15 protein-coding genes are annotated in these 24,679 nt (G+C 65.6%); 13 read left to right on the top strand and 2 right to left on the bottom strand.

Features of this window, described 5'->3' with window-relative positions:
• Nucleotides 1-7 precede the first annotated feature (7 nt).
• The 4 genes from HUX88_RS22730 to HUX88_RS22715 all read left to right on the top strand — a co-directional run bounded on the left by HUX88_RS22730 (nt 8) and on the right by HUX88_RS22715 (nt 6,845).
• Nucleotides 8-805 (top strand): carbon-nitrogen hydrolase family protein, encoded by a 798-nt coding sequence (locus HUX88_RS22730; RefSeq protein ID WP_117013193.1) that lies wholly within the window; start codon nt 8-10, stop codon nt 803-805.
• Between the two features lie 30 nt (nt 806-835).
• Nucleotides 836-2,296, top strand: a complete 1,461-nt coding sequence (gene tldD, locus HUX88_RS22725) for a metalloprotease TldD (RefSeq protein WP_161096513.1) — start codon at nt 836-838, stop codon at nt 2,294-2,296.
• 278 nt (nt 2,297-2,574) lie between these two features.
• Nucleotides 2,575-3,654 (top strand): 3-deoxy-7-phosphoheptulonate synthase AroG, encoded by a 1,080-nt coding sequence (aroG, locus tag HUX88_RS22720; protein ID WP_117013339.1) that lies wholly within the window; start codon nt 2,575-2,577, stop codon nt 3,652-3,654.
• Nucleotides 3,655-3,923: 269 nt separating this feature from the next.
• Complete coding sequence (locus tag HUX88_RS22715; protein ID WP_176363210.1) at nt 3,924-6,845, top strand: TonB-dependent receptor domain-containing protein; 2,922 nt, start codon at nt 3,924-3,926, stop codon at nt 6,843-6,845.
• 57 nt (nt 6,846-6,902) lie between these two features.
• On the opposite strand, the gene HUX88_RS22710 is transcribed toward HUX88_RS22715, so the two are convergent.
• The gene (locus HUX88_RS22710) at nt 6,903-9,761 is read right to left on the bottom strand and encodes a TonB-dependent receptor domain-containing protein (RefSeq protein WP_373886825.1); all 2,859 of its coding nucleotides are present in this window, start codon (nt 9,759-9,761) and stop codon (nt 6,903-6,905) included.
• Nucleotides 9,762-9,905: 144 nt separating this feature from the next.
• Between HUX88_RS22710 and HUX88_RS31895 the strand changes: the two genes are divergently transcribed.
• Nucleotides 9,906-10,103 (top strand): hypothetical protein, encoded by a 198-nt coding sequence (locus HUX88_RS31895; RefSeq protein WP_217916406.1) that lies wholly within the window; start codon nt 9,906-9,908, stop codon nt 10,101-10,103.
• 129 nt (nt 10,104-10,232) lie between these two features.
• On the opposite strand, the gene HUX88_RS22705 is transcribed toward HUX88_RS31895, so the two are convergent.
• On the bottom strand, nt 10,233-13,082 hold the full coding sequence (locus HUX88_RS22705) for a TonB-dependent receptor domain-containing protein (protein WP_229219479.1): 2,850 nt from the start codon (nt 13,080-13,082) through the stop codon (nt 10,233-10,235).
• Between the two features lie 531 nt (nt 13,083-13,613).
• Between HUX88_RS22705 and HUX88_RS22700 the strand changes: the two genes are divergently transcribed.
• The 8 genes from HUX88_RS22700 to HUX88_RS22665 all read left to right on the top strand — a co-directional run bounded on the left by HUX88_RS22700 (nt 13,614) and on the right by HUX88_RS22665 (nt 24,658).
• On the top strand, nt 13,614-15,398 hold the full coding sequence (locus tag HUX88_RS22700; RefSeq protein WP_176363207.1) for an ABC transporter substrate-binding protein: 1,785 nt from the start codon (nt 13,614-13,616) through the stop codon (nt 15,396-15,398).
• Nucleotides 15,395-16,333, top strand: a complete 939-nt coding sequence (locus HUX88_RS22695; protein WP_117013199.1) for an ABC transporter permease — start codon at nt 15,395-15,397, stop codon at nt 16,331-16,333. Before HUX88_RS22700 ends, HUX88_RS22695 begins: the two co-directional genes overlap by 4 nt.
• Nucleotides 16,330-17,427, top strand: a complete 1,098-nt coding sequence (locus HUX88_RS22690; RefSeq protein ID WP_176363206.1) for an ABC transporter permease — start codon at nt 16,330-16,332, stop codon at nt 17,425-17,427. Before HUX88_RS22695 ends, HUX88_RS22690 begins: the two co-directional genes overlap by 4 nt.
• A complete protein-coding gene (locus HUX88_RS22685) occupies nt 17,427-19,154 on the top strand; it encodes an ABC transporter ATP-binding protein (protein WP_176363205.1) in 1,728 nt (575 codons plus the stop codon). Before HUX88_RS22690 ends, HUX88_RS22685 begins: the two co-directional genes overlap by 1 nt.
• Before the next feature lie 25 nt (nt 19,155-19,179).
• On the top strand, nt 19,180-20,133 hold the full coding sequence (locus HUX88_RS22680) for a VTT domain-containing protein (protein ID WP_176363204.1): 954 nt from the start codon (nt 19,180-19,182) through the stop codon (nt 20,131-20,133).
• Nucleotides 20,134-20,354: 221 nt separating this feature from the next.
• A complete protein-coding gene (locus HUX88_RS22675) occupies nt 20,355-21,380 on the top strand; it encodes a glucokinase (protein ID WP_176363203.1) in 1,026 nt (341 codons plus the stop codon).
• 310 nt (nt 21,381-21,690) lie between these two features.
• Nucleotides 21,691-22,470: an SMC-Scp complex subunit ScpB gene (gene scpB / locus HUX88_RS22670; RefSeq protein WP_161096504.1), complete on the top strand. Its 780-nt coding sequence runs from the start codon at nt 21,691-21,693 to the stop codon at nt 22,468-22,470.
• Nucleotides 22,457-24,658: a pseudouridine synthase gene (locus HUX88_RS22665; RefSeq protein ID WP_176363202.1), complete on the top strand. Its 2,202-nt coding sequence runs from the start codon at nt 22,457-22,459 to the stop codon at nt 24,656-24,658. The genes scpB and HUX88_RS22665 overlap by 14 nt, the downstream gene beginning before the upstream one ends.
• The last annotated feature ends 21 nt before the right edge of the window (nt 24,659-24,679 follow it).

Here is a 24,679-nt window from a genome sequence, read left to right as displayed (position 1 = left end):
AACAGCCATGAACACAGTCGCCGCAGTACAAATGATTTCCTCGCCGTCCGTGACGGACAATATCGCCACCGCGCGCCGCCTGGTCACCCAGGCCGCCGAGGCCGGCGCCACGCTGGTGCTGCTGCCGGAATACTGGGCCATCATGGGCCTGAGCGACAGCGACAAGGTGGCCGTCGCCGAGCCGCTGGGCCAGGGGCCTATCCAGGATTTCATGTCCGCGCTGGCCAGGGAGCTGGAAATCTGGCTGATCGGCGGCACGCTGCCGCTGGCGTCCAGCGATCCGGAAAAAGTCATCAACACCACGCTGGTCTACAACCCGCAGGGCGAGCACGTGGCCCGCTACGACAAGATCCACCTGTTCGGCTTCACCAAGGGCACGGAGTCGTACAACGAATCGAAGACCATCGTGCCGGGCAAGCATGTCGGCGTGTTCGAGGCGCCGTTCGGCAAGGTCGGCATGTCGGTCTGCTACGACCTGCGCTTCCCCGAGCTGTACCGCGCGATGGGGCCGGTGTCGCTGATCGTCGTGCCGGCCGCGTTCACCTACACCACCGGCCACGCGCACTGGGAAATCCTGCTGCGCGCGCGCGCCATCGAGAACCAGTGCTACGTGCTGGCGGCGGCGCAGGGCGGCAACCATCCGAACGGCCGCCGCACCTGGGGCCACAGCATGCTGATCGACCCCTGGGGCGCGGTCAAGGACGTGCTGGCCGAGGGCGAGGGCGTGGTCCGCGGCGACATCGACCTGATGTTCATGGACAGCGTGCGCCAGAGCCTGCCGGCGCTCAAGCACCGGACCATGTAAAATTGCACCACACTCTTAGAAGACACCATCATGAAGCCATTTGAACCGAACCTGTCCACCCTTGCCGTGGCGCGCGACATCCTGCTGACGCCGTTCGGACTGGACGAAGCCAAGCTGCTCAAGACGCTGGGCTCGATGTTCACGCACAAGGTCGACTACGCCGACCTGTATTTCCAGTTCACCAAAAACGAGGGCTGGAGCCTGGAAGAGGGCATCGTCAAGACCGGCAGTTTCTCGATCGACCAGGGCGTCGGCGTGCGCGCCGTGTCGGGCGACAAGACCGCCTTCGCCTACTCGGACGACATCTCCGAAGCGGCCCTGATGGACGCGGCCTCGGCCACGCGCACCATCGCCCGCGCCGGCGCCGGCAAGATCAAGGTGGCCGGCGCCATGACGCCGACCGGCGGCCGCTCGCTGTACCTGCCCAACGATCCGCTGGCCTCGCTGGACGCGACCGCCAAGGTCAAGCTGCTCGAGCGCGTGGAAAAAATGGCGCGCGCCAAGGATCCGCGCGTGGTGCAGGTGATGGCCAGCCTGGCCGGCGAATACGACGTGGTGCTGGTGGTGCGCAGCGACGGCGTGCTGGCGGCCGACATCCGCCCGCTGGTGCGCGTGTCGCTCACGGTGATCGTCGAGCAGAACGGCCGGCGCGAGATGGGCTCGTCCGGCGGCGGCGGCCGCTACGACTACGGCTACTTCAGCGACAGCCTGCTGGAACAATACGCGGCCGACGCCGTCAACTCGGCGGTGGTCAACCTCGACGCGCGTCCGGCCCCGGCCGGCCCGATGACCGTCGTGCTGGGACCGGGCTGGCCCGGCATCCTGCTGCACGAGGCGATCGGCCACGGCCTGGAGGGCGACTTCAACCGCAAGGGTTCGTCCACCTTCTCCGGCCGCATCGGCGAGCGCGTGGCCGCCAAGGGCGTGACGGTGGTGGACGACGGCACGCTGGCCGACCGCCGCGGCTCGCTCAACATCGACGACGAAGGCAACCCGACCCAGTGCACCACGCTGATCGAGGACGGCATCCTGAAAGGCTACATCCAGGACACCATGAACGCGCGCCTGATGAAGATGCCGGTCACCGGCAACGCCCGCCGCGAATCGTTCGCCCACCTGCCGATGCCGCGCATGACCAACACCTACATGCTGGGCGGCGACAAGGACCCGGCGGAAATTCTGGCCTCGGTCAAGAACGGCCTGTACGCGGTCAACTTCGGCGGCGGCCAGGTCGACATCACCAACGGCAAGTTCGTGTTCTCGGCCAGCGAGGCCTACATGATCGAGGACGGCAAGGTGACCTACCCGGTCAAGGGCGCCACCCTGATCGGCAACGGTCCGGAAGTGCTGAACCGCGTCTCCATGATCGGCAACGACATGCGCCTGGATCCGGGCGTGGGCGTGTGCGGCAAGGAAGGCCAGAGCGTGCCGGTGGGCGTCGGCCAGCCGACCCTGCGCATCGACGGCGTGACCGTCGGCGGCACGGCCTGAGCCCGGATGGTCATAAGCTTATAGCCATAAACTGCTTGCCAATCCGCGAACAATAGCGTTATAGTCGTTTATACACCACACGGAAACCCGTTCATGACCCGCTTCTTCTTTACCGGCCATTTTTACTTTAGCAATTCCAACCCAAAGGCGGTGGAGTAGCGGCCGGTACACGTAGAAGCAAAAACGAGTTCCTGCAAATTCCCAAAAAACCGCCTTCCGAGGCGGTTTTTTTTTAACGTTTTTTTGAACTTTCACCCTTAGATCAATTGGAGAACAGCATGCCCCGTACCGATGATTTGCGCATCCGCGAAATGAAGGAATTGACGCCGCCGTCCCACCTGATACGCGAATTCGCATGCACCGAGCAAGCCGAGCAGACCGCGGCCGACGCCCGCGTCGCGCTGCACCGCATCCTGCACGGCCAGGACGACCGCCTGATGGTGGTGATCGGCCCGTGCTCGATCCACGATCCCAAGGCCGCGATGGAATACGCGCGCCGCCTGGTGGTGCTGCGCCGCGAACTGTCGGCCGACCTGGAGATCGTCATGCGCGTGTACTTCGAGAAGCCGCGCACCACGGTCGGCTGGAAGGGCATGATCAACGACCCGTACATGGACAGCAGCTTCCGCATCAACGACGGCCTGCGCATGGCGCGCCAGCTGCTGCGCGACATCAACGAGCTGGGCCTGCCGGCCGGCACCGAATACCTGGACGTGATCAGCCCGCAATACATCGCCGACCTGATCAGCTGGGGCGCGATCGGCGCCCGCACCACCGAATCGCAGGTGCACCGCGAGCTGGCCTCCGGCCTGTCGTGCCCGGTCGGCTTCAAGAACGGCACCGACGGCAACGTCAAGATCGCGGTCGAGGCGATCAAGGCCGCGTCGCAGCCGCACCACTTCCTGTCGGTGACCAAGGGCGGCCACTCGGCCATCGTCTCCACCAACGGCAACGAGGACTGCCACATCATCCTGCGCGGCGGCAAAACCCCGAACTACGACGCGGCCAGCGTCGACGAGGCCTGCAAGGCCATCGCGGCCCAGGGCCTGGCGGCGCGCCTGATGATCGACGCCTCGCACGCCAACAGCTCGAAGAAGCCGGAGAACCAGGTGCCGGTGTGCGCCGACATCGGCCGCCAGGTGGCCGGCGGCGATAACCGCATCGTCGGCGTGATGGTGGAATCGCACTTGGTGGCGGGCCGCCAGGACCTGGTGCCGGGCAAGGAACTGACCTACGGCCAGTCGGTCACCGACGGCTGCATCGACTGGGACAGCAGCGTGCAGGTGCTGCAGGACCTGGCCGCCGCCGTGCGCCAGCGCCGTCTTGCCACCCAGGCAGCGGAGGCTGCCTCAAAGTAACGTAGCGCCGGCGCGACACAAAGGGCCCCAATGGTTATATGGGGCCCTTTGTTTTTGCGTGGTGCTTGCAATACTGTTGTAAGAACACCGAACACGGTACGAGTTCGGTTGATTTTGCCTTCCTCGCATGCTTTTATGTAAAGCATGGACGGTGTCCCGGAACACCTTCCTACGTTTATTTCACCAGTCCAATCAAGACGTGCGACCCGTTGCCATCCCGGCGGCGGGCGTCGGACCGGTGCATCCAAAAATAACAGCGGAGGTTAGTCATGATTCAAGAAACAGTGTTGGCGCGTTCCCTGCGGTCGATGTTCTCGGGCGGCGCCCTGGCCGGACTGGGCCTGCTGGCCTTGCCGGCGATGGCGCAGGACGCGCCGGCCGGCGACCAGGCCGCGCAGCCGATGCAGCGGGTCGAGATCACCGGCTCGGCGATCAAGCGCATCGCCAAGGAGGGCGCGTTGCCGGTGCAGGTGCTGACCAGCGCCGACATCAAGCAGAGCGGCGCCACCTCCGCCACCGACCTGATCCAGATGCTGCCGTCGATGCAGGGCTTCGTGCCGGCGTCCAGCTCGGTCAACGGCGGCGGCGCCGGCGTCACCACGGCCGCGCTGCACTCGCTGCCGTCGAAGTACACGCTGGTGCTGCTGGACGGCCAGCGCCTCGCGCCCAGCCTGCTGGGCACCGGGCAGGGCGGCGGCTACGCCGTCAACATCGAGAGCATCCCGCTGGAGGCGGTGGAACGGGTCGAGATCCTCGGCGACGGCGCCTCGGCGCTGTACGGCTCGGACGCGATCGCCGGCGTGGTCAACTTCATCCTAAAAAAGAACATGACCAAGGGCGAGGCCTACGCCACCTACGGCCAGCCGCGCAAGTCCGGCGGGCGCTGGAACAGCGCCGGCCTGACCAAGGGCTGGGGCGACCTCGACACCGACAAGTTCAACATCCTGTTCTCGTACAGCCACGACGAGCAGCAGCGCCTCACCGCCTTGCAGCGCGACTTTTCGGCGCAGGGCGCCTTCTTCAAGTTCGGCAGCGGCGGCAAGCAGTACTGGTTCGACCAGCGCACCGGCAACACCGAGCCGGCCAACATCACCTTCAACGTGCGCCCGCGCGGCTCGGCCGATTCGGTCGAGACCACCGGCGTGGCGATCAACCCCTACCTGGCCGCCCGCGGCAACTGCGGCGGTCCGCTGGCCGGTCCGCTGGGCACGCAGTGCCGCTTCAACTACGGCGCCACCGTCGAGGACGTGCCCGGCTCGCGGCGCGACAGCGGCCTGCTCAAGGGTACCTGGCAGCTCAACGAGGACACCAAGCTGTGGGGCGAACTGGTGCTGTCGAGCTATTCGATGACCGCGCAGTACGCGCCGTCCGCGCAGCCGATGGGCGTCAACTCCACCGACCGCTTCCCGCAGCTGTACCAGCGCTACATCCAGCCCTACCTGGACGCCAACAACCTGGAGAACCCGACCGGCGACGGCACGCTGGGCTACCGCTCGGTGCTGATCGGCGGCCGCGCCGACGAATACATCACCGACGCCCGCCACTTCGCGCTCGGCGTCGACGGCAACGCCTGGGGCTGGAGCTACAACGCCAGCCTGATCCTGTCGGAAAACAAGATCAAGGACAACGCCGCCGGCGGCTACTCGGACTTCGACAAGCTCAACGCGCTGGTGGCGTCGGGCGTCTACGATCCGGTGATGGGCACCGGCGCCGACCAGCTGCGCGGCGCGCTGGTCAACGGCACCACCTTCTCGACCAACACCTCCAAGCTGAACACGCTGCACGCGGGCGCGCAGCACGACCTGTTCAGCCTGCCGGGCGGCACCTCCATCGTCTCGCTGGGCGGCGACTATTCCAAGACCCACTACCAGATCGCCTACCACCCGACCATCCTGGCCAACTCCGGCTACGTCAGCCAGCCGGCGTCGGCCAACTACCCGGTGGGCGGCAACTACGGCCAGGTGCCGTTCGACGCCCGCCGCGACAACTGGGGCGTCTACGGCGAGGTGCTACTGCCGCTGGCCAAGACCTTCGAGGCCACCGTCTCCGGCCGCTACGACAGCTACGACAAGACCCACAGCGAGTTCATCTTCGCCAAGCTGGCCGACGCCAGCGGCCTGCGGCCGCAGCTGCCTTCCGGCGAGGTCGGCAACTCCTTCAGCGCCGGCACCTACAAGGTCAGCGCGCGCTGGACCCCGGTCGAGACGCTGCTGCTGCGCGCCGCCTACGGCACCGGCTTCAAGACGCCCAACATCAGCGACATCGCCGGCGCGCCGACCTTCTACGGCAGCACCGCCGGCAGCTACGCCTGCCCGTTCCCCGGCTCGCCGGGCTGCCAGGTGGGCCAGGCCCAGTACGACCTGCTGACCGGCCCGAACGGCGCCAGCGGCAGCGAGGGCTTGCAGCCGGAAAAATCCAAGCAGTGGACGCTGGGTGGACGCATCGAGGCGCTGCGCGGCCTGTCGCTGGGGTTGGACTTGTGGAATGTGCAGATCCGCAACCAGGTGCTGTCGGCCGGCGTGCCGGAGCAGGTCGGCTTCGCCAACCCGCAGCAGTACCAGCGCCTGTTCGTCAATCCCTATCCCGACCCGGCCGGCTACACGACCATCGGCTACCTGCAGGCGCCGATCAACGGCGGCGTCGCCAACTACCGCGGCGTGGACTGGGACTTCAGCTACCGCAACAAGTCGCCGATCGGCGACTGGAAGGCGGCCTGGACCGGCACATACATGATCAAGCAGAACTACACCACCCAGGCCGGCGGCGAGGTCCAGTCCAACCTGGGCCGCTTCGGCCCGGACAACGGCGTGGTGTTCCGCGTGCAGAGCAACCTGGCGCTGAGCCTGACCAACGGCAAGCTGACCAACACGCTGACGGCGCACTACAAGTCGGGCTACCACGACCAGGCCTATCCGGTGGACACGGCCATCTTCGCGGTCAACCCGGACGGCAGCGTGGGCGACTCGGTGGCCTTCGGCGGCCTGTGGACGCCGTCGTACACCACCTTCGATTGGCAGGGCAAGTATGACTTCGGCCGCTTCGCGCTCACGGCAGGCATCAAGAACCTGTTCGACCGCAATCCGCCGCTGACCTTGCAGAACGCCGGCGGCGGCAACCAGCTTGGCTACGACGGCCGCTACACCGATCCGGCCGGGCGCGCGTTCTACCTGACCGGCAACTACAAGTTCTGACCGCTTAAAAGAAAAAGCCCCCGGCGTAGGCCGGGGGCTCGGGATTGCAGGTAACGCTTAGAACTTGTACGAAGCGTTCACGTAGAAGGTGCGGCCCAGCGGATCGGTATAGCGGCCGTCGTAGCCCACCTGGTTGCCACCGCCCGAGTTGCGCACGGACAGCGGCGGGTCCTGGTCCAGCAGGTTCTTGATGCCGGCGGTCAGGGTCAGGTTCTTGATGTAGTCGGCCTTGATCTGGTAGTCGACCGTGGTGTACGACTTGACGTCGCGCACCATGTCGACCGTGCCGCCGATGCTGCCGTCGGCATTCACCGCGCGCACCGCCGCGTCATCGGCGGACAGCGGCTTGTCGTGGTAGCCGCTGCGGTAGTTGACGGTCAGCGAGTTGGTCATCTTGTCCGACGATTTCAGCGAGAACACCACCTTCGAGATCACGCGGAACACCACGTCGTCGTAGGAGTTGAAGCGGCCGATGCCTTTTTCCACCCCCAGGCTTTGACCGGTGCTCGGGTCCGGCACGTCCTGTTCAGCCCTGAGCATGTAGGTACCGGTCCAGTTCACGCTGGCCTTGCCGATCGGCGTGGCGGCGCGCAGGGTGCTGTCCCAGTCCAAGCCGCGGAAGTGCGACGTCGCCAGGTTCAGCGGTTTGCGGATCGCCACCAGCACATTGCTCTTCTGGATGGGGTCCGCATACACGGCGATGTACTGGTTCGACAGCACCGGCATGGTGTACAGCTGGTCCTGCGAATAGGTGCGGATCTGGTTCTTCAGCTTGACGTCCCACAGGTCCAGGCCGAACGACAGCATGGTGCTCGGTTCCAGGCGGAAGCCGAGCGTGGCCTGCTTGGATTCCTCCGCCTTCAGCGCACCGGCGCCGGTGGCCGGATTGCCGACGTCCAGCAGCGCGTATTCCGACGCGCCGGGACGGCAGTAGACCGCGCGCGGATCCGGCGCATGGACCGGGCACGGGAAGTTGTTCGACGAGCCGGCGTTCTTCAGCGGATCGGCGATGTTGTTCATGGTCGGCGCCTTGAAGCCGGTGCCGTACGAGCTGCGCAGCAGCAGCTGCTGGGTCGGGGTGTAGCGCACCGACAGCTTGTAGGTGGCCTTGGCCACGTCTTCGCCGACCTTGCCCGATGGCGAAGCCTTGCCGTTGGAGTCGTAGCTGACGTTCTTCTTGTCGACTGCGGCGTAGCTGTCGTAACGCAAGGCGGCGGTCGCCTCCAGGTTCTTGGCGACCGGCATCAGCAGTTCGCCGAACGCGCCCCAGTTGGTGCGGCTGGCGTCGAGCGCCTGGGCGCCGGTGCCGCCGCCGATTTCCACGTCGGTCCAGCCTGGATTGCCGGGGCCGGGGCCCATGGCGATCTGCGACGGCGTGTCCTGGAAGGTCTGCTTGGTGAAGTCCGCGCCCACGCCCAGCGAGGCCGCGCCGCCCGGCAGCTCGAACACTTCGCGCGAGGCGTGCGCGCCGATCACGTCGAGCTTGGATTTGGTCACGTCCAGCTGCTGGTGCAGCACGGCCGGCGCCAGCAGCGCGGCGGCGCCGCTGCTGGAGACGAAGGGATTGTAGGCGCCGGTGCGCACCAGCTCCTCGAACTTGTCGCCGCTCATGTAGCCGGCCAGCGCCTGGTCGGTCTGCTTGTTCTGCGAATGGGTGAAGGCGGCGCCCATATCCCAGCCGGCGTAGGAGCTGTCGATGCCGATCACGAAGTGGGCCGCGTCGGTGCGGTATTCGTCGGTGCGGCCGCCGGCATCGGCGCCGCGGTAGTTCCACAGCACCTTGGTGACGTCGGCCGGATCGATCTTCAGGCCGGCCAGCAGCGGCACGATGCTCTTGTTGTAGGCGCCGATGTAGTTCTGGTTGACGGTCTTGATGTGGGTGACCGGATCGGTGGTGAACACGGTCAGCGGCTGGGCGGCCGGCGCGTAGCGCGCGGTGCTGGCGAACTTCGACAGCACCAGTTCGCTGAACACGGTGGTCTCTTTGCCGAGGCGCAGCTTGCCCGATGCGAACACGCTGTCGCGCTTCAGTTCCGGCAGCAGTTGCACGGTGGCGGGGAAGTCGAAACGGCAGGCGCCGTTGCGGGAGAAGGTGTTGGGCTGGGTGCAGGAGCCCTTGGTCAGCAGGTCGGTGTTGAGCACGACGGAGTCGCCGACAGACGGTTGCACCTCGACGTTGGCCGGGGTCGAGTTGATACTGGTTTGCCAGGTCGCGTACTGCTTGCCGTTTTCAGTGAAGCGGCGCGCGCCGGTCTTGGAGAAGTCGCGCTGGCTGGCGTTCAGTTCCTTCTGCTCGTCGTGGCTGTAGGCCAGCAGCACGTTGTAGCCGTCGGTTTCCAGGTCGCCGAAGCCCTTGGTGATCGAGATGTTGCCGCTCTTGCCGCCCGACTTCTGCGGCGCGTCGAAGGTGCCCTCGATGGTCAGGTCGTGGACGTTCTTTTTCAGGATGAAGTTGACCACGCCGGCGATCGCGTCCGAGCCGTACAGCGTCGAGGCGCCGTCGGTCAGGATCTCCACGCGCTCGACGGCCGACAGCGGAATGCTGGCCAGGTTGACCGCGCTGCCGGTGCCGTACGGCGCCATGCGGCGGCCATTGAGCAGCACCAGCGTGTACTGGGTGCCGATGGCGTGGATCGACGCGGTCTGCACGCCGGCGCCGCCGCCGTTGATCGAGGTCGACGATGTGATGAAGCCCTGCATTGACGGCAGCTGCGCGACCAGGTCGGCCACGTTGTTGGCGCCGCTTTGCTCGATGTCCGCGCGGGTCAGCGTCTGGACCGGCAGCGAACCTTCCTTGGCGATGCGTTTGATCGACGAGCCGGTGATCTCGACGCGGGCGACGTTGTTGGCGTCGCTTGTTTGCGCGACCGCCGCATGCATCCCCAGGGCCAGGCCGCTGGCACACAACAGACGCACGGACCGCGCCAATACTGTTTCAACCATCATTATCTTGCTCTCCCATGTAAAAACGATTAACCCCAGAGGTCTTCGGAATCTTGTGAAAAGAGTCATTTATTCTCACCGCTTCATCAGAGCATCCGCCCGTATTTACTGTCAATGATGGAAACATTTATTAATGGACAAAAAGACGCCGCCGTCCGCGTCGGCGGGTTGGCATCGATTTCAGGCGAAATGCGCTCTAATTTGGTGCACGCAATCTTGCAATGTATAAAACGTTGTTTATTTTGTAAAAAGAAGGGAAAGTATGGCGTGGCCGTCGTCGGTGTGCAACACGCTGGTGCACGCGCGGCGCCGTGAACCTGGATTGCGTGTGATACAAAACGTTACATTAATGCGACAGTCGCGGCCGCCACCAACGCAAAAAGCCCCGTCTTCCGAAAAAGACGGGGCTGCAAGGTCATCGGCCGGGAGCCGATGGCGTGGGGCTTAGAACTTGTATGCTGCGGTCAGGTAGAAGGTGCGGCCCAGCGGATCGGCGTAGCGGCCGTCGTAGCCCACCTGGTTGCCGCCGCCCGAGTTACGCACCGAGAACGGTGGGTCCTGGTCCAGCAGGTTCTTGATGCCGGCGGTCAGGGTCAGGTTCTTGATGTAGTTGGCCTTGATCTGGTAGTCCAGCGTGGTGTACGACTTGACGTCGCGCTCCATCGCGGCCGTACCGCCGATGCTGCCGTCGGCATTGACCACGCGAACCGCTGCGTCTGCCGCGGTGAAGATCTTGTCGTGGTAGCCGGAACGGTAGTTCAGGGTCAGCGAGTTGGTCATCTTGTCGGAGGTCTTCAGCGCGAACACGACCTTGCTGATGACGCGGAACACCACGTCGTCGTAGGAATCGAAACGGCCGATCGATTTCTCCGTGCCGACGCCGGGGACGTCCTGCTCAGCCTTGAGCATGTAGGTACCGGTCCAGTTCACGCTGGCCTTGCCGATCGGCGTGGCCGAGCGGAAGGTGGTGTCCCAGTCCAGGCCGCGGAAGTGCGAGGAGGCCAGGTTCATCGGCGCGCGCACGGCCACCAGCACATTGCTCTTCTGGATAGGGTCGGCGTACACGGTGATCCACTGGTTCGCCAGGACCGGATTGGTGAACAGCTGGTCCTGCGAGAAGGTGCGGATCTGGTTCTTCAGCTTGACGTCCCACATGTCCAGGCCGAACGAGATCATGGTGCTCGGCTCCAGGCGGAAGCCGAGCGTGGCTTGCTTGGATTCCTCCGCCTTCAGCGCGCCGGCGCCGCTGGCAGGGTTGCCGCTGTCGAGCAGGCCGTATTCCGACGCGCCCGGACGGCAGTAGACAGCACGCGGATCCGGTGATTTGACCGGGCACGGGAAGTTGTTCGACGAGCCGGCGTTCTTCAGCGGATCGGCGATGTTGTTCATCGTCGGCGCCTTGAAGCCGGTGCCGTAGGAGCCGCGCAGCAGCAGCGCCTGGGTCGGGGTGTAGCGCACGGCCAGCTTGTAGGTGGCCTTGGCCACGTCTTCGCCGACCTTGCCCGATGGCGAAGCCTTGCCGGTGGTGTCATAGCTGACGTTTTTCTTGTCGACGGCGGCGTAGCTGTCGTAACGCACGGCGGTGGTCGCTTCCAGGTTCTTGGCGATCGGCATCAGCAACTCGGCGAAACTACCCCAGTTGTTGCGGCTGGCGTCGAGCGCCTGCGAGCCGGTGCCGCCGCCGATTTCCACGTCGGTCCAGCCTGGATTGCCCGGGCCTGGGCCCATGGCGATCTTCGATGGCGTGTCCTGGTAGGTCTGCTTGGTGAAGTCCGCGCCGATGCCCAGCGCCGCGGCGCCGCCCGGCAGGTTGAACACTTCACGCGAAGCGTGCGCGCTGACCACGTCGATCTTGGACTTGGTCACGTCCAGTTCCTGGCGCAGCACGGCCGGTGCCAGCAGCGCGGCGGCGCCGGTGGTGGATTCGAACGGGTTGTAGGCGCCGGTGCGGACCAGTTCCTCGAACTTGTCGCCGCTCATGTAACCGGCCAGGGCGCGGTCGGTCTGCTTGTTTTGCGAATGGGTGAAGGCGCCGCCGACATCCCAGCCCGCGTACGAGCTGTCGATGCCCAGCACGAAGTGGGCCGCGTCGGTGCGGTACTCGTCGGTACGGCCGCCGGCATCGGCGCCGCGGTAGTACCACAGCGCGTCGGTGACGTCGTTCGGATTGATCTTCTGGCCCGGCAGCAGCGGCACGACGCTCTTGTTGTAGGCGCCGATGTAGCTGTTGTTGATGGTCTTCACGCCCGACACCGGATCGGTGCTGAACACCGTCAGCGGCTGGGCGGCCGGCGCGTAGCGCGCGGTGTTGGTGAACTTCGACAGCACCACTTCGGTGAACACGGTGGTGTCCTGGCCGAGGCGCTTGGTGGCGGACGCAAAGATGCTGTCGCGCTTCAGCTCAGGCAGCAGCTGGACCGTGGAAGCGTAGTCGAAACGGCAGGCGCCGCTGCGCGAGAAGGTGTGCGGCTGGGTGCAGGAACCTTTGTTGAGCAGGTCGGTGTTGAGCACCACGTCGTCGTTGGCGGTCACCACTTCGACGTTGGCCGGGGTCGAGTTGATACTGGTTTGCCAGGTGGCGTACTGCTTGCCGTCCTTCGTGAATTTATGCACGCCGGAGTTGGCGAAGTCGCGCTGGCTGGCGTTCAGTTCCTTCTGCTCGTCGTGGCTGTAGGCCAGCAGCACGTTGTAGCCGTCGGTCTCCAGGTCGCCGAAGCCTTTGGAGATGGAGATGTTGGTGCTCTTGCCGCCCGATTTCTGCGGCGCGTTGACGGTGCCCTCGATGGTCAGGTCGCGCTGGTTCTTTTTCAGGATGAAGTTGACCACGCCGGCGATCGCGTCCGAGCCGTACAGGGTCGAGGCGCCGTCGGTCAGGATCTCGACGCGCTCGACGGCCGACAATGGAATGCTGGCCAGGTTGACCGCGCTGCCGGTGCCGTACGGCGCCATGCGGCGGCCGTTGAGCAGCACCAGCGTGTACTGGGTGCCGATGGCGTGGATCGACGCGGTTTGCACGCCGCCGCCGCCGCCGTTGACCGAGGTCGACGAGGTGATGAAGCCCTGCATCGACGGCAGTTGCGCGACCAGGTCGGCCACGTTGTTGGCGCCGCTTTGCTCGATGTCCGCGCGGGTCAGCGTCTGGACCGGCAGCGAACCTTCCTTGGCGATCCGTTTGATCGACGAACCGGTGATCTCGACGCGGGCGACGTTGTCGCTGTCGCTGGTTTGCGCGAATGCTGCGTGCATCCCCAGGGCCAGGCCGCCGGCGCACAACAGGCGTACAGAGCGGGACAATACAGTTTCAACCATCATTATTTTCTTGCTCCCATTTGAAAACGGTAAACACAGGGGTGTGATTTGTTTTTTTTATCGGCGATGCCTTGCCGCTTGAAAAAAACACCGACGTTCTTTTCATCTGGTCATCAGATCACTTGGCGACATTTACTGTCAACGGACAAGCTCGCATGAAGATACCTGGTTGTCATTGTTTATGGTGTGGCAAGAATGCGCCAAAAGAGGGGTAAAAAACGCTCTAATTTGGTGCGTTCGGCAAAAAATGATGTGTAACGTTGATTTATCCTCAAAAAAGAAGCGAATATCTGGTGATATCGTCGGTTGGCCGCAACAAGTTGGTGCGGTGCAATTTTATGAACCTGTCTTCATTCCGACACGCAGCGTTACATTTATGCGACAAGCGACCCCTTGGCGGCCGCGTCGAGGTTGCCGCTATGCAAGCCCCTGTTAGTTAACGGCTATCGGGCGATGATTCCGGCGGCGGAAAATATGTTGTATTGTTCCAGCACTTACAAGGGCTCGAGGAAGTCTATGCAGCGCATCAAATTCGCCGTCGTGGTGGCCGCCGCGTGCTGGTCGCTGACGGCGCTGGCGGGGGCGCCGGTCAAAACCCTGCGCTACATCCTGCCGGCGGCCGAGGCCAGCTTCGATCCGGCGCTGGGGCGCGACTTATATACCGGCCACATCACCGAAGCCATCTTCGAGACCCTGTACACCTACGATTACCTGGCGCGCCCGGTCAAGCTGGCGCCCGAGACGGCGGCCGCGCTGCCGGAAGTGTCGGCCGACGGCCGCACCTACCTGATCCGCCTTAAGCGGGGCGTGCACTTCACGCCCGATCCCGCGTTCGGCGGCAAGCCGCGCGAGCTGACCGTGGCCGATTACGTCTACTCGTGGAAGCGGCTGTTCGACCCCAGGCTGGCCTCGCCCAACAGCTGGCTGCTGGAGGGCAAGGTCGTCGGCCTGGACGCGCTGGCCGAGCGGGCCAGACAGACCGGGCGTTTCGACTACGACGCCGACGTGCCCGGCCTGGAGCAGATCGACCGCTACACGCTGCGCATCCACCTGACCCATACCGATTTCAGCCTGGGCATGATCCTGGCCTACGAACCGCTGGCGGCGGTGGCGCGCGAGGTGGTGGAGAAGTACGGCGACAACAAGGGCGAGGTGGCCGGACACCCGGTCGGCACCGGCGTCTACCGGCTGGGCCAGTGGATACGCGGCAGCCGCATCGTCCTCGAGGAAAACACCGGCCACCGCGCCGAAACCTGGGACTTCGCGCCCAGCGCCGAGGACCGCGCGGACGACGAGCGCATCGTGCGCCAGATGAAGGGCAAGAAGATCCCGCAGATCGGCCGCATCGAGATCAGCGTCCAGCTGGAGGACCAGTCGCGCTGGCTGTCCTTCACCAGCGGCGAGGCCGACCTGTTCTGGCTGGACGGGCCGCTGGCGCCCAAGGCGCTGGTCGACGGCAAGCTGCGGCCGGAGCTGGCGGCGCGCGGCGTCCAGCTGTCGCGCATCGTCGATCCGGTGCTGACCTATTACTACTGGAATATGCGCGACCCTGTGGTGGGCGGCTTCGGCAAGGAGAAGATCGCCCTGCGCCGCGCCATCGCCATGGCGCACGACGTCGACGAGGAAATCCGCCTGGTGCTCAACAGCGAGGGGCGGCGGCTGGTGTTCCCCATCCCGCCCGGCGTGGACGGCCACGACCCGGATTACCAAGGCCTGCTGCGCTACGATCCGGTGCTGGCCAACCGGCTGCTGGACCGCTACGGTTATAAAAAGGGCGCGGACGGCTGGCGCACCCAGCCGGACGGCAAGCCGCTGCTGATCCGCTACACCTCGCGCAACGAGGCGGCCGGCGTGCTGATGGCCGAGCTGTGGCGCAAGACCTACAACCGGCTCGGCATCCGCATGGACAACCAGCGCATGATCTTCAGCGACATCCAGCAGGCCGAGATGCTGTGCAAGCTGCAGACCCGCACCTACCAGTGGCTGGCCGACTACCCGGACGGCGACAACTTCATGCAGCTGTTCTACGGGAAGAACATCAACCAGAACAACAACGGCTGCTACCAGGACGCGCAGTTCGACCAGTGGTACGAGGCCAGCCACGGCATGCCGCCGGGCCCGGCGCGCGACGCGCTGTACCGCAAGATGGCGCGGCTGCTGGAGGTGCAGGCGGCGGCCATGCCGGCCTACTCGCGCTACCGCAGCATGCTGGCGCAACCGGGCGTGCTGGGGTATAAGAAGCATCCCATCCTGCATCAGGAATGGAAGTACATCGATATCGAACGCAAGGACCGGGAATGATTGCTTATGTGGTGCGCCGCCTGTGGCAGATGCTGCCGACCATGCTGGGCGTGGTGTTGCTGGTGTTCGTGCTGTTCAACTGGGTGGGCGGCGACCCGGCCTTCATCCTGGCCGGCAAGATGGCCAACGCCGAGAGCATCGCCAACATCCGCCGCCAGCTGGGCGTGGACCAGCCGTACTACGTGCAGCTGTGGATCTTCGTCAAGCAGATCGCCAGCTTCGACTTCGGCCTGAGCTGGGCGACCGGCGAGCCGGTGTCGCACATCATCGCCACGCGGCTGGGGCCGTCGCTGACGGTGCTGCTGCCGCTGACGCTGCTCGAGACGCTGCTGGGCATCGCGCTGGCGCTGGGCGTCGCCTTCGTGCGCGGCTCGCTGACCGACCGCGCGGTGATGATCGCCTGCACCGTCGGCATGTCGGTCAGCATCCTGGTGTACATCATCGTGTTCCAGTACGGGCTGGCGTACAAGCTGGGCCTGTTCCCGGTGCAGGGCTGGGGCGAGGGCTTCTGGGAGAACCTGCTGCGCTACGCCACCTTGCCCATCCTGATCGGCCTGGCCGTCTCGATCGCGCCGACGCTGCGGCTGTACCGCAGCTTCGTGCTGGACGAGGTCGGCCAGGACTATGTGCGTACCGCGCGCGCCAAGGGCCTGGGCGAGCGGCGTGTGATGTGGGTGCATGTGCTGCGCAACGCCGCCATCCCCATCATCACGCACGTGATGGCCAACCTGCCGGCGCTGCTGATCGGCGCCTTCCTGCTGGAGCGTTTCTTCGGCATCCCCGGCATCGGCCGCGAGGTGATCCTGGCCGTGGAGCGCAGCGACTTCCCGGTGATCAAGGCGATCACCGTCTACGTCGCGGCGGCCACCATGGTGTTCAACCTGCTCACGGACCTGATGTACCAGGCGGTCGATCCGCGGGTGCAGCTGACATGACGGCCATCGTGCACAACACCTCGCCCGGCTTGTGGCGACTGGCCTGGCGGCGCCTGCGCGCCGACCGCGTGGCGATGGCGTCGCTGGCCGTGGTGGCGGCCTTCCTGCTGATGCTGGTGCTGTCGGCCAGCGGGCTGATCGTGGCGGACTGGGAGGACGAGGTCGGCGTCAACTACGCGCCGCCCGGCTTTGTCGGCGCGACGCGGACGGCGCCGGCCACGGCGGCGCAGGCCGCGCAAGCCTTGCCGGACAATCCCTTCGATCCGCTGGCCGACGACATCCGCGCCTTGCGCGCGCAGATGGCCGACACCGGCGCGATCGACATGTATGGCGTGACCGATCCGCTGGCCGCCGACATGGCGCAGCTGCGCGCCGACGGCAACGGCAAGGCGGCCCATGCTGGCGCTGGCCGTCTGGCGACCCTGCCGTTCGGCGCCGACAAATGGGGCCACGACATCCTCAAGAAAACCATCAAGGGCGGCGAAACCTCGATCGTGGTCGGCCTGGTCGCGGCGCTGCTGGCGGTCAGCCTGGGCAGCCTGTTCGGCGCGCTGTCCGGCTACTTCGGCGGCGTGGTGGACGACTTGTTCAACTGGTTCTACAGCATCTTCACCGCCATCCCCTCGGTGCTGATGATACTGGCCGTGGCCGCCGTGCTGCAGCAGAAGGGCGTGGCCACCATCGTGCTGATCCTCGGCCTGACCGGCTGGACCGGCCCCTACCGCCTGATCCGCGCCGAGTACATCAAGCACAAGGCGCGCGAATACGTGCTGGCCGCCGACGCCATCGGCGCCTCGCACTGGCGCCGGATGTTCGTCCACATCTTCCCCAACGTCAGCCACGTCGCGCTGGTGCAGATGTCGATCCTGGTGGTCGGCTTCATCAAGGCCGAGGTCATCCTCAGCTTCCTCGGCTTCGGCGTGCCGGTCGGCGTGGTCTCGTGGGGTAGCATGCTCAACGAGGCGCAGAACGAATTGATCCTCGGCCGCTGGTGGCAGCTGACCGCCGCCGCCATCGCCATGGCCCTGCTGGTGACGGCGTTCTCGCTGTTCACCGACGCGCTGCGCGACGCCCTCGACCCCAAGGTGAAGTGATGAACGACACGCCTCTGCTGGACATCGCCGACCTGCGCATCGCCTTCCGCGTCGACCGCCACACGACCGTGGAGGCGGTCAAGGGCGTGTCGTTCCAGGTGCCGCGCAACGCCACCGTCGCGCTGGTGGGCGAATCGGGCAGCGGCAAGTCGGTCAGCTCGCTCGCCGTGATGGGCCTGCTGCCGCCGGACACCACGGCCATCGACCCCGCCAGCCGCATCCGCTTCGACGGCCGCGACCTGCTGGCGCTGTCCGCCGCCGAGCGCCGCGCCCTGTGCGGCAAGGACATCGCGATGATCTTCCAGGAACCGATGTCGTCGCTGAACCCGGTCTTCACGGTCGGCGCGCAGATCGTCGAGGTGCTGCGCCTGCACATGGGCATGAGCGCGGCCCAGGCCCGCCGCCGCGCGCTGGAGCTGCTCGACGAGGTCGGCATTCCCGACCCCGCCGCCAAGATCGACGCCTATCCCAGCCAGATGTCCGGCGGCCAGCAACAGCGCGTGATGATCGCCATGGCCATCGCCTGCGAGCCCAAGCTGCTGATCGCCGACGAGCCTACCACCGCGCTGGATGTCACGATCCAGAAGCAGATCATGGAACTGATCGCGCGCCTGCAAAAGCGGCACGCGATGGCGGTGCTGTTCATCACCCACGACCTGGGGCTGGTGGCCGAGATCGCCGACCACGTGATCGTCATGCGCCACGGCGAGGTGCGCGAAGCCGGCCCCGCGCAGCAGGTGCTCGGCCAGCCGCGCGACGGCTACACCAAGGCCTTGCTGCACTGCCGGCCGTCGCTGGACGCGCGGCCCTGGCACCTGCCGGTGATCGCCGACTACCTGGCCGACGTCGAGCACCAGCGCTTCGCCGGTGGCGACATCGCCGAAGGGCAGGGCGTGACGCCGCTGCATCCGCTGGAACGCCAGCGCGGCTATGGGCCGGACGACCAGCCGGTGCTGGTGGTGAACAAGCTGAGCAAGAGCTTTTACCTGCGCGAAGGCTGGTTCGGCAAGCGCGAGTTCCAGGCAGTGAAGGACGTCTCGTTCACGCTGGCGCGCGGCAAGACCTTGGGTGTGGTGGGGGAATCGGGTTCCGGCAAGACCACCGTCGGCCTGACCTTGCTGCGGCTGCACCAGGCCAGCGGCGGCAGCGCCATGTTCGACGGCCGCGACCTGCTGGCGATGACGCCGCGCGAGTTCCAGGCCTACAAGCGCCGTATCCAGATCATCTTCCAGAATCCATACGCCTCGCTGAACCCGCGCTTCACCGTGGGCCAGATCCTGCTGGAGCCGATGCACATCCACCGCATCGGCGCCGACGACCGCGAGCGCACCGCCATCGCGCACGAGCTGCTGGAAAAAGTCGGCCTGCCGGCCACGGCCTTCCAGCGCTATCCGCACGAGTTCTCCGGCGGCCAGCGTCAGCGCATCGCCATCGCCCGCTGCCTGACGATGCAGCCGGAGATCCTGGTGTGCGACGAATCGGTGTCGGCGCTGGACGTTTCGGTGCAGGCGCAGGTGCTGAACCTGCTGCAGGACCTGCAGGACGAGTTCGGTCTGTCCTACATCTTCATCTCGCACGACCTGTCGGTGGTGAAATACATCGCCGACCAAGTGATGGTGATGCACCGTGGCGAGGTGGTCGAGCTGGCCGATTCGGACCAGCTGTACCGCAATCCCGCGCACCCCTACACGCGCGCGCTGCTGGCGGCCATACCACGGCACGGTTAAGCGTTTTTTAAGATAAGATATCCGAATGGCGAACTTAATCCTTTTATTGCAAGAATATGGCGTGCTGATCGTGTTCGCCGTGGTGCTGGTCGAGCAGATCGGCTTGCCGATTCCCGCGTTCCCGCTGCTGATCGTGGCCGGCGCGCTGAGCGTCAACGGCGACAGCAACTGGCTGGCCGTGCTGTCGGTGAGCGTGGTGGCCTGCCTGATCAGCGACTATTTCTGGTTCCGCGCCGGCCGCTACTACGGCAAGCGCATCCTGCGCCTGCTGTGCAAGATTTCGCTGTCGCCCGACTACTGCGTCAGCCAGACCGAGGACAACTTCAACCGCTGGGGCCCGAAGGCGCTGGTCGTGGCCAAGTTCATCCCCGGCTTCAACACCATCGCGCCGCCGCTGGCGGGCGCTCTCGGCACCACCAACGCCACCTTCCTTGGCTTCAGCATCGCCGGCGGCATCGTCTGGAGCGGCACCGGCATCGCCTTGGGCGCCGGCTTCCATACCCAGATCGACCAGGTGCTGGACGTGCTGAGCACCATGGGCACCACCGCGCTGATCGTGCTGGGGGTGTTGCTGCTGTTGTTCGTCGTCTTCAAATATGTCGAGCGCAAGCGCTTCCGTCAATCGGTGGAAATCGAGCGCATCACCATCGACGACCTGAAGAAGCTGCAGGAGCAGGGCAAGCACCCGATACTGATCGACGCCCGCAGCGCAACGGCGCAGATGCTGGAGCCGGCCGTGCCGGGCGCGCTGCTGTTCAACGGCGGCGAGCCAATCCCCGAGCTGATCGCGCTGGACAAGAACCACCACATCATCGTCTACTGCAGCTGCCCGAACGACGTCACCGCCGCCCACGTGGCGAAGGAGCTGATCAGCCACGGCTACACGCGCGCCCGGCCGCTGCACGGCGGCCTGGACGCCTGGAACGCCGCCTTCGGCACGCCGCGCGAAGTGGACGAGGGCAATACAGCCTCCGTCTGACCCCGCCACACCGCCCGCCCGGGCGGTTTTTTTTGCCCCTGAATGGGAGCGCTCCCATGGCGCGCTGGCGCCCCGAAAACCGTAGTCATACTACGCAGAAAATATTCCGCATTGTAATTTCTTGTGGCAAAGCCGCAGCATGTGTACTAAAACTACAAACTTCACTTGCTTCGGATAGTGAAAATACCTTAAGCTTAGGCCTCAACTATTTTCGATCTATCATGACAGCTCAGTCCCTCCAAACGCCTCCCTCCCTGACCACTGCTTTCGCAAGTGGCCCGCGTCTGCTGGCGGACATCGGCGGCACCAACGCGCGCTTTGCGCTGGAAACCGCCCCGGGCAAGATTGAGGCGATCGAAGTACTGGCTTGCGCCGCGTATCCGACCTTGGCCGCCGCCCTGGTCGCCTACCTGGCCTCGCCGACCGTCACCCAGGCCGGCGTCACCGGCATCCGGAACGGCGCGATCGCTATCGCCAATCCGGTCACCGGCGACATGGTGCGCATGACCAACCACCACTGGGAATTCTCGATCGAAGCGCTGCGCCGCGAAGTCAATTTCGACACGCTGGTCGTGGTCAACGACTTCACCGCGCTGGCCAGCTCGCTGCCCCAGCTGTCGGCCACCCAGAAGCACCAGGTGGGCGGCGGCACGGCCATCGCCGGCACGCCGCTGGGCCTGATCGGCGCCGGCACCGGCCTCGGCGTTTCAGGCCTGATCCCGGGCAAGGACGGCTGGACCGCGCTGCTGAGCGAGGGTGGCCACGTCACCTTCTCGCCGGCCACCCCGACCGAAGTCGCCATCCTGCAATACGCATGGACGGAATTCGAACACGTTTCCGCCGAGCGCCTGATGTCCGGCGCCGGCATCGAGCTGATCTACCGCGCGCTGGCCGACCATACCGACATGCCGGCCGAAAAGCTGAGCGCCGCCGAGATCTCGCGCCGCGCGCTGGCCGGCGAGTGCACGCTGTGCGACGAAGTCATCGAAGCGTTCTGCTGCATGCTGGGCACCATCGCCGGCAACATCGCCGTCACGCTTGGCGCGCAGGGCGGCATCTATATCGGCGGCGGCATCGTCCCGCGCCTGGGCGCGCGCTTCGACCGCTCCGGCTTCCGCGCCCGCTTCGAATCCAAGGGCCGCTTCAACAAATATCTGTCCGCCGTGCCGACCTGGGTGATCACGGCGGAATACCCGGCGTTCGTAGGTGTTTCGGCAATCTTGTCGGAAAGACTTGCTGCCGCGTAAGGCAAGTTACATTTCGATGACGTCGAAATGCGCTTTTTGCCGTTTTATCAGGTACAATTCGGCTTGTTGGATGAAACGTCTCTGCTCGGTCATGCCCGAAAGCCACGCTCCCCGAGGTCGTTTCACGTAAAAGGTGAGGGCCTCGGCCATTGCCGGCATGTCCCTCTCTCCCGCCTGGCGCACATCGGCCCGGGCGTCGGAAAAACAGCTTCAGCGAGTATTCCAGCTGCCAGCGCCATGGGTGCTGGCCATTGCCTCACTGAATGTGATTGAATTCTTTCTTGCATAAAAATGCAACCACAAGATTGCTATGGATACAGCTGAGGCTAAAAGAGTCCTCGAAACCGCTTTGCTATGCGCTCGTGAGCCATTGTCGATCCACAGTCTGAAGAAGCTGTTTGTCGAAGTGGACGACCAGGACAGGCCGCGCGGTCCCGGAGTCGGTTCCGATACGATCAAGGAATTGCTCGAAGAATTAAGGCTGGACTGGGCCGGCAAGGGCGTTGAAGTGATCAGCCTGTCGACCGGTTGGCGCTTCCAGAGCCGCCCCGAGATGAAGTTGTATCTCGATCGCCTGAATCCGGAAAAGCCGCCCAGGTACTCGCGGGCGACCTTGGAAACGCTGGCGATCATCGCCTACCGGCAGCCGGTCACCCGGGGCGATATTGAGGAAATACGCGGCGTAGCCGTCAATTCGCAGACGATCAAGATGCTGGAGGACCGTGGCTGGGTGGACGCCATCGGTTACCGCGACGTCGTCGGCCGCCCGGCTTTGCTGGGCACGACCAAGCAGTTTTTGGATGATTTGGGTTTGAATTCGCTGTCCCAGCTGCCTCCTTTGCAGCAAATCAGCGACTCGCAGGGCGGCGGACCGGACATGGAAGCGCTGGAAGCGGCCCTGCAGGAGAACTTTGACAAGGCGGCGCAGCAAGCCGCGCAACAACCAGATGGTACGGAGAGCGAGTTGCCAGCGGCCCCAGCAGAAGCCGCGACTAGCCCGGAAGCCGGCCAGGAAGCACAAACACAATCCGCGCCCGATGTAACGGTTGACGCTGAGCACAACCAAGAAACGAACAATGAACAATCCTAATTCCCTAGAGACAGTCAACGACGTAGCGCCGGCCGAAGCGCCAGCCAAGCCTAAACGCCGTACCAAGGCCCAGATCGAGGCCGATACCGCAGCAGCGGCAGCCGGCGACGCGACGGTCGCCGCCAAGCCCAAGCGCAAGACCAAGGCCGACGCCGAAGTCGTCGCCGCCGATGCACCGGCCCCGGTGAAAAAGCCGCGCGCCAAGCCGGCCGCCAAGTCCGCTGAAGCCGCCGAAGCCGCGCCGCAAGCCGCCGCGCCGGCACCGGCACCGGCCGAAGCACCAGTCAAGGCGCCACGCGCCAAGAAGCCAGCCGCCGTTGAAGCCGCGCCGGTAGAACGAGCAGCACCAGCCGCAGCCCCGGCAGTCGAAGCGCAAGCCGCTCCTGCCGAAGGCGAACGCGCAGCACGCGGCCCGCGCGGTCCGCGTGGCCCGCGCCAGATGCGCGAACAGCGTGCCGTGCGCGAAGCGATGATGCCGCGCCCTGAACCTGTCGCAGCGGTCGAGGGCGAAGCCGCCCCGGCGGTGGAAGGCGCGGCGCCAGCCGAGGGCGGCAAGCCACGCCACGAGCGCGGCCCACGTCCTGACGGCCAGCGCAACGGAAAGAACACCAAAGGCAAGAACGGCAAGCCGCAGCGCGGCGGCCAGAACGTCGGCGGCGCCAAGCTCAACGACGCGGACGCCGCATTCTCCTACGTCACCTCGGACGCCTTCGACAGCGACGAGCCGGCCAAGGGCCGCCACGCCGCGCCGAAAGTGGTGCGCCGCGACCTGACCTCGGACGATGACGCGCCCAAGCTGCACAAGGTCCTGGCCGAAGCCGGCCTGGGCTCGCGCCGCGACATGGAAGACCTGATCGTTGCCGGCCGCGTGTCGGTCAACGGCGAGCCGGCCCACATCGGCCAGCGCATCCTGCCGACCGACGCCGTGCGCCTGAACGGCAAGCTGATCCAGCGCCGCGTCAGCAAGAAGCCGCCTCGCGTGCTGGTGTACCACAAGCCCGCCGGCGAAATCGTCTCGATGGACGATCCGGAAGGCCGTCCGTCGGTGTTCGACCGCCTGCCGACCATGAAGGCCGGCAAATGGCTGGCCGTCGGCCGCCTGGACTTCAACACCGAAGGCCTGCTGCTGTTCACCACGTCCGGTGACCTGGCCAACCGCCTGATGCACCCGCGCTATCACATCGACCGCGAATACGCCGTGCGTACGCTGGGCGTGCTGGAAGAGGGCATGCGTCAGAAGCTGTTGGCCGGCGTCGAGCTGGAAGACGGCCTGGCGCAGTTCTCCAAGATCGCCGACGGTGGCGGCGAGGGTATCAACAAGTGGTACCGCGTGATCATCGGCGAAGGCCGTAACCGCGAGGTGCGCCGCATGTTCGAAGCGATCGGCCTGACCGTGTCGCGCCTGATCCGTACCCGCTACGGCGCGATGACCTTGCCAAGCAGCCTGAAGCGTGGCCGTTGGGAGGAGCTGGAAGAGAACACCGTGCGCGACATGCTGAGCGCCTACGGTGTCGAGAAGAAAGGCGGCGACGCGCCTGCACCGCGCGGCAAGGGTCCGCAGGCGCAGCAGGCCAAGCCGGCCCAGAACAAGGGGCCGGAAAAGCGTCCGCAGCGCGGCCGTGGCGCCGAGCGCGATGACCGCGATTTCGACGATGACGACGAGGACGATCACGACGAACCGAACTTCAACCGCGCCGACGTCAGCAATGACAACGTGATGCCGTTTGCCAAGGCACCGCGCGGCAATGGCCGTGGCCAGGGTGGTTTTGGTGGCGGCCAGGGTCGTCCAGGCGGCAATGGCCAGGGACGCCCGGGCGGCGCCCAGGGCAGTGGCCGTCCAGGCGGCAACGGCCAGGGCCGTCCGGCCGGTGGCGCGCAGACTTCGGGTCGTCCGGGTGGCCGTCCGCAAGGCATCGGCGGTTACGCCGGCGGCCGTCCGCTGGGCGAAGGCCCGGCGCGTCCGCAGGGCCAGGGCCCGCGTCCGCAAGGTCAGGGACGCGGCCAGGGTGGACAAGGCGGGCAAGGTCAGGGCGGCGGTCAATCGGCCAAAGGCCCGAGCCGTGGTCCGCGCCAGCCGGATCCGCTGCAGACCACTTTTGGTTTCGGCAACGCCAGCGCGCCGCGCCGCAACCAGCCGCCGCGCGGCGGCGCCATCGACCATGGCATGCCGCGCCGCCGCAAAGGATAATCGCACGCCGAGCACCCGTCA

Origin of the sequence: Duganella sp. BJB1802, from assembly GCF_013369445.1 — a bacterium.
Taxonomy (GTDB): Bacteria; Pseudomonadota; Gammaproteobacteria; order Burkholderiales; family Burkholderiaceae_D; genus Rugamonas; species Rugamonas vulcania_A.
The sequence above is the reverse complement of the archived record's forward strand: the minus strand, read 5'-3'. Positions and strand labels throughout refer to the sequence as shown.